Here is a 12,117-nt window from a genome sequence, read left to right as displayed (position 1 = left end):
ATACAATTTTCCGCTTACAGCGAGTTCAACAATCCAGTTAAAATCAGCAGCCCATGCTCTAACGCCTTGATACTGTCAGGCGCACAGATCGCCAGTCGAGCGGCACCGGCTGGAGCGTCTTTCCCAACAGTAAACCGCTCCGATCCATATACAAATACCCCATGTTCTAAGGCGATATGCTCAAACTCTGTTCCGGTAATACCATACGGCAGACGCAGCCATCTACTCAAACTGGTACTATCCCCCAAAACATCATAATGACTCAGCACTTGATCTGTAATCTGGTTTCTGAGTAGCAAGCCTTTACGCCGTCTTTCTAAAAGGGCATCTACCTGTCCTGAAACAATCAGTCTGGATGCAAGTTCCAGCAATAGTGACGATTGGGAAAGATTGATATTGTATAGGGCGTTATCTACCTCCTGATAGTATCGCTTGGGGACAGCAAGGTAGGCCAGACGCAGAGCCGGGTTCACTGTTTTTGACAGGCTCAACAAGAAAATAGTTTTTTCCGGGGCGTCCGCATAAATCGCTTTTCGTTTTTCTTCCAGCAAAAGGCTGTTGATGCCATCCTCTATCACAATCAAGTTGCGTTCTCTTGCAACACGAGCAATCATCTCACGGCACCCAGCGGTCATGGTATGTGTCGTTGGATTTTGACAATCTGGCATGACATAAATTCCACGGATGCCATCATTTTTTACTGCGTAGCGCAAACCAGCTTCCGACATTTCACCATTTTCCTGCTGTATCGGAACAAGCTGAATCCCAAATAACTTTGCGGCGCTCTTTAGTCCCGGGTAGACCAGCGGATCAACACCTAAGCGATCTCCCGGCTGAAATAATCCAGCAAAAATTGCCGCTATGGAATTTTGACCGCCGCTTGCAGTAAGCACTTGATCTGCTGGGACAGGACAGCCCACACGCTCCATCAGCTTAGCGGCGGCCTCCCTTTGCCAGTCTGCGATACCGTGAGAATACTGAAAAAGTTTCCCAAAATCCGGCTCTGTCAACATCTTTTGAAACAGCGAAACTACTTCGTCCTGTGGTATCGTTTCAGGCATCATGGAGCCTAATTCAATTAAGTGAGGTTTGCTGAATGTAGATGTAGCAAAAATGTTGGTACAAATATCGTATGCAACATAGGTTCCGCTGCCTACGGTGCCGCTCAACAAGCCCTTTTGAGAGCAGATTTTGAACGCTCTCGATACGGTGCTGATATTGATGTCTAAAAAGTCTGCTAACTCTCGTTGTGGCGGGAGTTTTGTTCCGGGCCGCAATACGCCGTGAGCAATATCATTTTCTAACTGTGTGGCAAGTCGAATATATAAAGGCCCTGTGCCGTTTTTCAGTGTTGGACGCCATGACATTGGATAGTTTTCAAAAGAATTGCGGGGCATCGGGCATCTCCCTCCTTTCACTCTCACAATTATATAATTGTATGGGCGAAAAATCAACAGCATCTGAATTTCCTGTAATCACATCTACTGAACAAAAAAAATCGCCATCCTTTTCAGATGACGATTCGTTTGCTCTGTTACACAGTATTTAGTTATCGCTCGGCTCTCCAAACAGAATTTGCATAGAGTTCCTCCGTCCGTAAAGCACACGGACAATATTTACCGTCTGATTTTCGATTCGGTAAAGCGCTGTATCATTGCCGCAGACCAAAATGCGGTAGTCCGTTTCAAAGCCTACGATAGAGGAAAGCGGAGCGCCGCTCTCAGGAAAGCCAGAAATATATGCAATCGTATCCACCGCCGCCTGCTCATTGCAAAGCTCCTCAGTAATATACGCTTTTGCCTGCTGCAAATCGGTGACCGCTTCCGGTGAATCCTGTCGCTCATCATCACAGCCCCAACAAGATTTTCGATTTACAGCGTTTACGACAGCGATATATTCAGCACACGTATTCGTTATGTGGATATGGACGGATAAAGGTTCTGCCAGCCGGAAAATATTTATGCGCAAACTGTACCGAGGAAAACAGAGAACAAATGCTGCCACAATCAGTATAGTACATATTGTTTTTTTCATTTTGTGTTCCCTTATAAGAGAAAACGCCCGCCTGATTGCGTGCGGTCATAAACGTAGAATAAGAGGTAGTATGTAGCTGGAGGGAGAGATCCTTCCGGCTGCTGCTATTTTAATTAAGCAGACCATTCTTTCCGCAGGAGCATGACTTCCTCAATGGCGGGGCATCCCTTCCTGTTCCGATTTTCGTGAAGGAAAGCAGAAACCATTCTCCTTGTCGCAGTGCCGCAGCAGGCAACAATAAACAGTAAACGCATTAGGAACCTGATTTCAAATCTGTTGAATTTTTCACAGAAATGTGATATTATTCAAATAACAGCTGTCAGAGGAGGTCGCGGAATGGCTGTAAGTTATAAAAAGCTGCTGCATTTGATGATAGAAAGAGAGATATCCAACGCTGAATTGATGCGAAAAGCAAATATTTCGGCGAATATCATATCAAAGATTAAAAACGGTCAATATATGGCTCTTGATAAAGTAGAAAACATTTGTGTTGCTTTGAGTTGTACCCCTGACGATATTTTGGAATTTGTGCCGGATTGCGGCAAGGAGGAATAAAATATGATTAAGAATATCATTGCCGCCAATGAAGGCATAACACCGGGCAGCAAAGAGGTTGCCATTCTGAAGGAGCATTTCCCTTCTTGCTTTCACAGCGATGGCAGTTTTGATTTGGTGCGCTTTCAAGAATTTTTGAGCGATAAGGTTGCTGTTGCGAATGAGGGATATGAACTCCGTTTTCTCGGTAAAAACTACGCGCGGTTGCTGGCATCTGTGGATACCACTACGGTTATCGTGCCAGATGAGGAACATAACAGTAAATCAGAAAATACAAATAGTAAAAATGTGTATATCAGCGGTGACAACCTTGATGCTCTGAAACATTTATTGAAGTCCTATGCTAAAAAGATAAAGTGCATATACATCGATCCTCCCTACAATACAGGATCGGATGGCTTCGTATATAACGATAGTTTTAACTATACCGCCGATGAACTTGTAGAAAAGCTTAGTATTAGCGAAAACGAGGCAGCGCGTATTTTGGATCTGACCAAGCGTGGCAGCGCTTCTCATTCTGCGTGGCTTATGTACATGTATCCGAGACTATTACTCGCAAGAGACCTGCTTCGTAATGATGGTGTGATGTATATTTCCATAGATGATAATGAATGTCATAACTTAAAATTGCTATGCGATGATGTATTTGGAGAAGAGAATTATATTGCAGAATTTCCTCGCATAACCAAACGTGGTGGTAAATCATCTGAAGTGATTGCTAAAAACCATGATTATGTGTTGATGTATTCCAAAACTACACAACCCGCTTTATTCGCTGTTGCCCATGATGATAGCGCATTCAAATATCAAGACGAGTTTTTGGAGGAAAGAGGATTCTATAAACTGAATCAAACTTTGGATTACGATAGTCTACAGTATAGTAAAAGCCTTGACTATCCTCTTGAAATTGACGGAGAAATTTTTTATCCTGGTTCTTCAGAGGAATTATGGCAAGAGCGCCAGAGTGGAACTCATAATACTGCCGACTGGGCATGGCGTTGGAGTAGAGCTAAGTTTGACTTCGGATATGCTAACGGATTTATTGTTGTAAAGAAGGGCAAAAAAGGTAGTAGAATCTATACTAAGACATATCAAAAGGCAACTATTGAAGAAAATGATAACGGTTATTATATTGAATATGATGACCGAACCAAGTGCTTATCCACACTGGAAACTACGGAAAATAGTTACTCTAATGACAATGCAACAAAAGATATTGCAGTAACAATTGGTAAAAAAATTTTTGAACATACGAAACCAATTTCATTAATGCAACTTTTGGTGTCCCTTTGTACGCAGGAAGATGATATTGTGTTGGATTTCTTTTCGGGTTCTGCGTCAACTGCTGAGGCAGTAATGCGGCAAAATTGTGTTGACCAAAAGTCGCGCCAATTTATTATGGTTCAATTGCCGGAACTATGTGCAGAGTCTACCACCGCATATAAAGCAGGATATCGAACAATATGCGATATCGGCAGGACACGTATAGCCCTTTCATCTGCCCAGATTCGTGAAGAATATCCTGGCGTTACGGCAGATCTGGGATTTCGCCATTTTACACTGACAGAGCCTTCCGGCACCACGCTGGATAAATTGGAGCAGTTCTCTCCTGACGACAACGGAATGTTTGTCTCCAATACCGTTTTGGAGGATTTTGGCCTGTCCACAGTTCTTGCAACCTGGCTTGTGCGTGATGGCTATGGCTTTACTGCACCTGTGGAAGCTGTGGATTTTGCCGGATACACAGGTTATTACATGGACAAGCATCTATATCTCATTACACAGGATCTGAGCAACGAAGCCATTGCGGCTATTACCGAAAAATGCGAAACCGATGGTGCTTTCAACCCGGAGAATGTGGTTCTGTTTGGTTATAGCTTTAAGTGGACGGAGATGGAATCTCTGAAAACCAACCTTGCCCGGTTAAAGGACACGGAAAAAAATCTGCGTATCAATTTCGATGTTCGCTATTAAGGAGGACTGACATTATGGAATTGATCCTCCAACAAGGTTTACCACATCAGCAAAAAGCAATCGATGCCGTATGCGATGCGCTTGATGGTGTAACAATGACCCCGCCGGTACAGTTTTACGAAAATCCGCATATTGATCTGGCGGATAGAAAGCTGTTTGCCAATCTGCGCACTTTGCAGAATGCCGTTCCAGCAGAATACCGCAGTTCTGCGCCAGTGGGTACCTGTTTGAATCTGGACATAAAAATGGAAACGGGTACCGGCAAGACGTATGTGTATACGAAAACCATTTATGAACTGTATAAGCGCTACGGCATCAACAAGTTCATTATCGCCGTACCGTCACTGGCTATCAAGGCTGGCACGGCGCAGTTCATGCAGAATGAATATGCACGCCGCCACTTTGCCGATGGTTGCGGCTACGGCACAGAAATCGAGCTTGGCGTGCTCGAAGCTCCCAAGAATAAGAAAAAGGGGCGCAGCTATTTCCCCGGCGTAGTAAGTGATTTCGTTAAGGGCAGCTGCCAGAACACAAAGAAAATCTATGTGCTTTTGGTGAATATGCAGCTTTTAACCAGCAACTCCAAACGCAACGGCAGGGATGCCGGCTTGCTGTGGCGTGATGATTACGATTACGGCGCAGAGGGTTTTTATCGTCCTTTTGACGCTCTTCGGGCAACAAAGCCTGTGGTCATTATGGACGAGCCGCATCGTTTCTCTCGTGACCAGAAGGCGTTTCAGGTCATTATGGACGAAATTCAGCCGCAGTGCATCATTCGCTACGGCGCTACATTCCCAGAGATTACTACCGGGCACGGTAAGAATAAAATCACAGTAAAAGATTATCAAAACCTCCTGTACGATCTCAACGCCTGTGAGTCCTTCAACCAGGGACTGATTAAAGGTGTGGCAAAGGAGCATTTTAATCCGTTATCCAAACAGGAAGAAAAGGTGAAACTTCTCTCTATCGCAAGCAGGGATTCCGTCACCTTCCAACGAAAGAAAAAAGACGAAGGAACAAAAACCTTCGTACTGAAAACAGGTGATTCTCTTGCTATTGTCAGCGACGCCTTTGAGGGCATAACCATCACTGCGATTACTGCCAACACCGTCGAATTCTCTAATGGTGTGAGTAAGACCTCCGGTGAAGAAATGGATGTCGATGTGTATATGTCCTCTTACCAGGAGCAGCTGCTCCGGCTGGCTCTGGAGCGGCATTTTGAAACCGAGCGGGAGAATTTCTGTAATCGCTCGTTCAAAATAAAGACGCTGGCACTGTTCTTCATTGATGACATTTCCTCCTATCGTCCGAATAATAAAGGGAAGAATCCTTATCTGCTTACTGCATTTGAGCGGCTTCTGAAAGAACGAATTGAACTCACCATTTCCACGCTCACAGAGCATGATACGGAGTATCGTACATATCTGGAGGCTTCACTTGCGGATATTTCCGCTTGCCATGCGGGCTATTTCTCACAGGATAACAGTGATTCTGATGAAGAAATTGCCAAAGAGGTAGATGCGATTCTCAATGGTAAAATGCAATTGCTATCTTTCCGAAATGCGGATGGCGCATACAACACCTTGCGGTTCCTGTTCTCTAAATGGACTCTTAAAGAGGGCTGGGACAACCCTAATGTGTTTACGATCACTAAATTACGTTCCAGCGGCAGTGATAACAGTAAATTACAAGAAGTCGGCAGAGGGTTGCGTCTGCCTGTAGATGAAAATGGCAATCGTATCTCCAACGAGGAGTTTCAGCTGAACTACATCGTTGATTTCACTGAAGCGGACTTTGCGCAGCGCTTGGTAGATCAAATTAACGGCGAAATACCGCAGGCATCTGTTATTACCGAGGAACGGTTGGCTCAAGTGGCTCAGAAGCTCGGAATGAGTGCCGATGATTTGTTTGATAAACTGTACGATAAGCGCTATATCGACAGACACAACAACATCCGTCCGGAAACAAGGACACAGTTCTTTGAAGAATACCCTGCGTTTGCGTCTGGCTTGTCAGAGGGCAAGGTCAAAGACAGAAATAAGATCAAACTGAAGCCAATCAAGATCCGCAAGGCGGTTTACAACGAAATGCGGGAATTCTGGGAGCGAATCAATCAGCGTTATATGCTGTTTTACGATGCTGATTTGGATGCAGATATGGCAGAAGTCGCACTTTCTTTTCTTGAAAAGCCGGGTGTCTTCACGGATGTTGTAATGACAAGCAGTCGTGATATTGTTCATAGCGATGGTACGCAAATGAGCACGACAACGGGTACAGGCGTGCAGTATACGATTATGCGCCCCATTCCATACGGCACATTTTTGACTCGTATTATGCGCGTAACCAGTATTCCAATTGAAGTTCTTCATAAGGCGATGGTTGCTTACAGCAAAAGACACGGAATGGTTGATGCCAAGTATATCAACGAAAATTCTGCAAGCGCATTCTGTGCCGAATTCCAGAATTGGAAAGTTACTAAGCTACAAGGACGCTTTCGTTATGTCAAGAATAATACACCATGCGGCGCTACTGCATTGACCTATGCCGACGGCACCCCAAGAGAAGAGATTGCCCAAGGCCGTATCGGCACCAAAATTGTTCCAGGGACGCCCAGCGGCAAATATCTGTATGATGCTTATGCATACGATTCGCCGCTGGAAAAGGATAATATCACAGCAGACATTGAAGAAGTTGTTGTGTACGGAAAAATCCCATGCAGCAGCATTGCCATTCCAACGATTACCGGCAGTATGTATAGCCCAGACTTTATGTATGTGGTAAAGAAGGCATCTGGCGAAAAAGAACTCAACATTGTCGTTGAAACGAAGGATGTTGAGGGCAAAGATGTACTAAGAGGTAATGAAGCTGCCAAAATTGAGTGCGCCCGCGTGTTCTTTGAGATTCTATCCAAAGAAGGATATACCGTCCATTTCCGGGATCAGATCAACAATAAGCAAATGGCACAGATTATCAATGAAATTCTGTTACAGGCATGAGTCTGCATTTTGTGATGAGGAGAGCATCGCAGTCCTCCCAGCGCAAGCCAAGAATTTCACCTATGCGGCAGCCCGTTCCCAACATTGTCGTTATTAACGGAAGCCAATGGCTATATTGGTGAGACTGAGCCGTAAAATTCACGAATGACTCCTGCTGCCGTTCTGTAAGTGCGTGGCGTTTCGGCTTTTCCCAAGCGCGGCTCTTTTTAATCTCTGCCATTACGCTTATAAGACTATGACATGCCTGTGGGTATCCGTAATATCCCTATAAAGATACCGCCGATACCCATTACAGCATATACTACCAATTTTCTGTACTTCTTAGTTTTCCGCATCTTTGACCGTCAGTTCAAGGCTTCCGCTGAAATTTTCACCTTTGAGAACAATATAATTATCGCCGGATGAAATGGTGTACTCTTTCGTATCTTCTGAATTGGCATTCGCAACCGAATATTCATCGCTACCCGCAATCCAATTCAGTTTCGCACTCCCCTCCTCTATGGTTAGCTTATAGGTTACTTGTAGATGATTACCATTTTCACGCTCCAACGCAGTTCCACCAAAGATAAATTCTTTTCCGTTAAATCCGTCATAGGTAGCCGTATAAGTTCCTGTATATGCGTCTACGCCTTTGGTCTTCTCGCCCTGCAAATCTTTTTCTTTTGTCAATGCGTGTTTGCTGAAAGACTGAATCCAATTATCCCAACCGTCAATAAGATTATCTTTCAAACTGCCTTTATCGTGATTGGAACTACAGCCCGCAAAAGAAACTGTCAAACATAGAACCAAGAGCAGGGAAATAAACACTTTTGTTCTTTTCATAGTCTGTATGATCTCCTTACATAATTTTCGGTAAAACCATCATTCCAAATGTTGCGACACCCGCAACAGCATAAAGACTGTTCACAACCAAACAGACTTTCATCAAATTGTTTTGGGCTTTTGCCTTAACATAAGAAATGATTGTAAACACACCGCTGAAAATCATAAACGCTGCATAACAGGAAATCATAATTTCAGCAATGGGTGACTCTAAAGCCCAATCGAAAGTACGAAGCGGTAAGATTGTCCACGGCACAAAAAGCATAATGGCGCTAACAACGGTTAAAATTTTGTTTTTCACAGTAATTATCTCCTTTCAGCCTGCCCGAAACGAAGGCAGGAAATGCTTAAAGCTAAGATTGTTATACCAATGGCAACAGGTATCCACGGTATTAGTTCAACTTGCGCTGTGTCAAGATTAGTTGCAAGTTTTCCATATTCTGCTGTTATCACAAAGAACGGATACGACATCGGATAGGCAAACCATGCTTTTGTATTGATCATCAATACGGACGGCACAATCGAAGCTAAGCCGATACCGATAGAAAAAATCGGTGTCTGAATACACACCGACAAAAGCCAGAAAAATGCAAGCATTGGAATTGCTGCACCAAATATCAAGCCTGCCTCCTTAAAAACAAACAACGGCTGCAAAATGAAATTATAGTTCTGCGTACTGGAAGCTATTGCTGCGCCTACATAATACATACCGACTGCCATACCGATTTGGAGGGCTGCCAGCGCAAGCAGAACGACGAACTTTGCCATACAGAGCTTCGCTGTGCTGATCGGTAAGGAGAGCATTTTCAAAATGCCCTTGTTTGCTCTTTCTGTTTGGCTTAAAAGAACTGTCCCGACTACCATACTTGCAGGGAACATAAACCATGACATCCCCATAAAGCCCTGTATAAAGAAATTATTTTCCGGCGAAATTCCCTCTGCCTGCATATCAAAATTCATGTGAACATTCAAAATGGATGGTATCCATAAAATAACCGTCGCCACAAGGAGAATCAGTAGTATCTTTGAGCGCTTAATTTTTTTGAACTCTACGCCAACAAGTGATAAAAAACTCATTCCAATAACCTCCTTGCCTTTACAAACGCCAACTGTGCCAAACAAAGAACCGCAAGTTCTGCGATTGCCGAATCGATATAGTGCATTGACTGTGTTACATCTGTACTCGCAAATACCTGAAATGGCATTGCAAAGGGAAAGAGTGAAAGGGCAAAGTTTGTTGTCGGCAGCATAGTTGCGGTAAATACGCAGACGACGCCAATTCCAAGCGATACCCACATATTTTTGCAGGCTTCCGAAATAAGAAGCGACAAAATCACACAGGGTAACATCAACAAAAATGAAAACCCGAAATATTTGCACAGTTCACTAAAAAAGCCATTTCCGATTTCAAACCAATGATAGGTACAAAATGCGACTGCTCCCGCCTCTATTGCAAGCACAAAAAGGCTCATACAAATCGTTAAAACTGCTTTGCCCAAGAAAATCGAACTTTCCCGAATCGGTAAAGACTTCATTTTCTGCATAGCATTGTCCGCATATTCAGTATGATATAAAAGGCAAGCTCCGGCTACAACGAGCAGCACATTTAACATCGTCATCATCTGCCAATTTGCGTCAAGCAAAATTTGTATCGAATTTCCCGGCAAGTCAAGATACATTTCCGAACGAACAGCCATATTAATAACAGGAACAGCCGCCGCCAAAATACCGCCGCCTAAAAACGCAGGCAAGAATCCAGTTCGTTTTACCTTTTTACATTCCAAAGAAACGCTCATCGCACCGCACCCCTTTGTCCGTTGTCAGCGTCGATCAAGGCAAGGAATGTATCTTCCAAATTATCCGTAGGATAGCCCTGTGACGCTGCGCTGAGTTTAAGCTGGTCGAGCGTTCCCTCAAACAACAAATGACCGTGATTTAGGATACCGATGGTATCAGCCATTCGTTCTATTTCGGAAAGCAAATGCGATGATACCAAAACGGTACAATCAAACTTTTCCGGTAAGGAACGGATCAGCGTTCGGATTTCGTGGATACCGACAGGATCAAGTCCGTTTGTTGGTTCGTCCAAAATCAAGATTGGCGGCTTTCCGATTAAAGCACTTGCAAGACCTAACCTTTGTTTCATTCCAAGAGAATATTTTTTGGCAAGTCGTTTCTTATACTGCGTCAGCCCCACAATTTCAAGAGCTTCCGCTACGGAGGATTTGGGAAGTCCCAATATTTTACGGATAATTTCGAGATTTTCTTCACCGCTTAGGTTTCCGTAAAAGGCGGGAGCTTCAATAAATGAGCCTATTTCTTTCAGAATTTGCACCCTGTTATCGGGATACTTTTTTCCGTCAATCGTAAATGAGCCGCTTGTCGGTTTGGTAAGCCCCAAAAACATTTTCATAGTAGTGGACTTGCCGGCTCCGTTCGGACCGAGAAAGCCATAGACAGCACCTTTCGGAATATGCAGATTGATACCCGAAACCGCTGTAAAATCAGCATATGATTTCGTTAAATCTCTTGTTTCAATGATATTCATTGTGTCTGCTCCTTTCTTATCATCGCAAGTACATTGTAACTTACGGGCCTTGTGCTAACCTTCTCGTGTCCTTACATTTACCTTACATTTCATCGCACATTAGAAAATGACACATTTCTATGGTATAATAATCGCATTAGCGATTATAAGCGCCGGCCGCGCGGTGAGCGAAGCGAACAAACCGTTGCGCGGACGTGTGCAACCTCGCGGAGCGATAGTATGGCCGGAGGCCATGGTATAATAATCGCATTAGCGATTATAAGCGCCGGCCGCGCAGTGAGCGAAGCGAACAAACCGTTGCGCGGACGTGTGCAACCTCGCGGAGCGATAGTATGGCCGGAGGCCATGGTATAATAGGAATCCTAAAGGAGGTAGACCTATGGACTTTGATTACCTGAAACAAAAACGCCTTTTGCTTGTCGATGACGAACAGGAGCTTTTCGATATGGTTGTTTCTATCTTACATGAGGACGGATTTCAAAATATCAAAACGGCAAAAACGGTGGCTGAGGCGATTGCTATTTCTGAAACTTACCAACCTGAGCTTGCAATTCTTGATGTAATGCTCCCTGATGGAAATGGGTTTAATCTGATGGAACGACTTAAAAAAGCGGATGATTATCCCGTACTGTTTTTAACCGCCCGTGGCGAAGATGACGATAAATTCCGTGGCTTTGGTCTTGGTGCAGACGATTATATGGTAAAGCCGTTTTTGCCAAAAGAGCTTTTGTTCCGTGTGAACGCCATTCTTCGCAGGAGTTATAAAGCTGATAATCCTTTTGTGAAACTGCACGACAGCGAAATTGATTTTGCGCGTGCAGAGATCATAAAGAACGGAGAGCATATTTCTCTTACGGCAAAAGAACACGACATCCTCGCTGCTTTATATCGAAACGCAGGACGAATCGTTACGATCGACGCGCTATGTGAAGCAGCTTGGGGCGATAATCCTTTCGGCTATGAAAATTCGCTGATGGCACATATTCGCCGTATCAGAGAAAAAATTGAAGCGAATCCTTCCCAGCCTGTTTCTTTAATAACGGTTAAAGGACTTGGGTACAAACTCATTGGTAGTGTCAAGTAATCTATGAAAAACTGAGCCGAAAAAAACAGGCTCAAATGAACCTTGAAAATTGCAGATATTGATTCCGAAAAGCTCTCCGAGGGCTCAGGGCGCTGCCCTGAGAA

General features: G+C 44.0%; 11 protein-coding genes. 4 read left to right on the top strand and 7 right to left on the bottom strand.

Annotated elements, in window-relative coordinates; all coding sequences use genetic code 11:
* Positions 1-14: 14 nt before the first annotated feature.
* On the bottom strand, positions 15-1,397 hold the full coding sequence (locus tag H8730_RS07525) for an aminotransferase-like domain-containing protein (protein WP_177715458.1): 1,383 nt from the start codon (positions 1,395-1,397) through the stop codon (positions 15-17).
* A 148-nt stretch (positions 1,398-1,545) separates the two neighbouring features.
* Positions 1,546-2,034 (bottom strand): type II toxin-antitoxin system RelE/ParE family toxin, encoded by a 489-nt coding sequence (locus H8730_RS07520; RefSeq protein WP_249289619.1) that lies wholly within the window; start codon positions 2,032-2,034, stop codon positions 1,546-1,548.
* Between the two features lie 336 nt (positions 2,035-2,370).
* Between H8730_RS07520 and H8730_RS07515 the strand changes: the two genes are divergently transcribed.
* From H8730_RS07515 to H8730_RS07505, 3 genes are read left to right on the top strand one after another with little or no spacing between them, the layout of a single operon-like run.
* Positions 2,371-2,589: a helix-turn-helix domain-containing protein gene (locus H8730_RS07515; RefSeq protein ID WP_177715456.1), complete on the top strand. Its 219-nt coding sequence runs from the start codon at positions 2,371-2,373 to the stop codon at positions 2,587-2,589.
* A gap of 3 nt (positions 2,590-2,592) precedes the next feature.
* On the top strand, positions 2,593-4,563 hold the full coding sequence (locus tag H8730_RS07510; RefSeq protein ID WP_177715455.1) for a site-specific DNA-methyltransferase: 1,971 nt from the start codon (positions 2,593-2,595) through the stop codon (positions 4,561-4,563).
* A 14-nt stretch (positions 4,564-4,577) separates the two neighbouring features.
* Positions 4,578-7,559 carry a type III restriction-modification system endonuclease gene (locus tag H8730_RS07505; RefSeq protein WP_177715453.1) on the top strand — a complete coding sequence of 994 codons (2,982 nt, stop codon included), beginning with the start codon at positions 4,578-4,580 and terminating at the stop codon, positions 7,557-7,559.
* A gap of 321 nt (positions 7,560-7,880) precedes the next feature.
* On the opposite strand, the gene H8730_RS07500 is transcribed toward H8730_RS07505, so the two are convergent.
* Genes H8730_RS07500 through H8730_RS07480 form a run of 5 tightly spaced genes read right to left on the bottom strand, consistent with a single transcriptional unit; the run spans position 7,881 to position 10,929 of the window.
* Complete coding sequence (locus tag H8730_RS07500) at positions 7,881-8,381, bottom strand: hypothetical protein (protein ID WP_177715451.1); 501 nt, start codon at positions 8,379-8,381, stop codon at positions 7,881-7,883.
* A gap of 16 nt (positions 8,382-8,397) precedes the next feature.
* A complete protein-coding gene (locus H8730_RS07495) occupies positions 8,398-8,682 on the bottom strand; it encodes a hypothetical protein (protein WP_177715449.1) in 285 nt (94 codons plus the stop codon).
* A gap of 5 nt (positions 8,683-8,687) precedes the next feature.
* A complete protein-coding gene (locus H8730_RS07490) occupies positions 8,688-9,458 on the bottom strand; it encodes an ABC transporter permease (protein ID WP_177715447.1) in 771 nt (256 codons plus the stop codon).
* Entirely contained in the window at positions 9,455-10,177 is a 723-nt protein-coding gene (locus tag H8730_RS07485) for an ABC transporter permease (protein ID WP_177715445.1), read from the bottom strand. The genes H8730_RS07490 and H8730_RS07485 overlap by 4 nt, the downstream gene beginning before the upstream one ends.
* The gene (locus tag H8730_RS07480) at positions 10,174-10,929 is read right to left on the bottom strand and encodes an ABC transporter ATP-binding protein (protein ID WP_177715443.1); all 756 of its coding nucleotides are present in this window, start codon (positions 10,927-10,929) and stop codon (positions 10,174-10,176) included. The genes H8730_RS07485 and H8730_RS07480 overlap by 4 nt, the downstream gene beginning before the upstream one ends.
* A gap of 379 nt (positions 10,930-11,308) precedes the next feature.
* Here H8730_RS07480 and H8730_RS07475 point away from each other — a divergent pair, with 379 nt between their 5' ends.
* Positions 11,309-12,013 (top strand): response regulator transcription factor, encoded by a 705-nt coding sequence (locus tag H8730_RS07475; protein ID WP_177715441.1) that lies wholly within the window; start codon positions 11,309-11,311, stop codon positions 12,011-12,013.
* The last annotated feature ends 104 nt before the right edge of the window (positions 12,014-12,117 follow it).

Source organism: Bianquea renquensis, assembly GCF_014384895.1.
Taxonomy (GTDB): domain Bacteria; phylum Bacillota; class Clostridia; order Lachnospirales; family Bianqueaceae; genus Bianquea; species Bianquea renquensis.
Note: the sequence above shows the minus strand (reverse complement) of the source record. Positions and strands in the feature narration are given on the sequence as shown.

Coding starts and splice junctions, on each gene's coding strand:
- H8730_RS07515 (WP_177715456.1), top strand. CDS start 2,371: ATGGCTGTAAGTTATAAAAAGCTGCTGCATTTGATGATAGAAAGAGAG.
- H8730_RS07510 (WP_177715455.1), top strand. CDS start 2,593: ATGATTAAGAATATCATTGCCGCCAATGAAGGCATAACACCGGGCAGC.
- H8730_RS07500 (WP_177715451.1), bottom strand. CDS start 8,381: ATGAAAAGAACAAAAGTGTTTATTTCCCTGCTCTTGGTTCTATGTTTG.
- H8730_RS07490 (WP_177715447.1), bottom strand. CDS start 9,458: ATGAGTTTTTTATCACTTGTTGGCGTAGAGTTCAAAAAAATTAAGCGC.
- H8730_RS07475 (WP_177715441.1), top strand. CDS start 11,309: ATGGACTTTGATTACCTGAAACAAAAACGCCTTTTGCTTGTCGATGAC.
- H8730_RS07525 (WP_177715458.1), bottom strand. CDS start 1,397: ATGCCCCGCAATTCTTTTGAAAACTATCCAATGTCATGGCGTCCAACA.
- H8730_RS07505 (WP_177715453.1), top strand. CDS start 4,578: ATGGAATTGATCCTCCAACAAGGTTTACCACATCAGCAAAAAGCAATC.
- H8730_RS07520 (WP_249289619.1), bottom strand. CDS start 2,034: ATGAAAAAAACAATATGTACTATACTGATTGTGGCAGCATTTGTTCTC.
- H8730_RS07480 (WP_177715443.1), bottom strand. CDS start 10,929: ATGAATATCATTGAAACAAGAGATTTAACGAAATCATATGCTGATTTT.
- H8730_RS07485 (WP_177715445.1), bottom strand. CDS start 10,177: ATGAGCGTTTCTTTGGAATGTAAAAAGGTAAAACGAACTGGATTCTTG.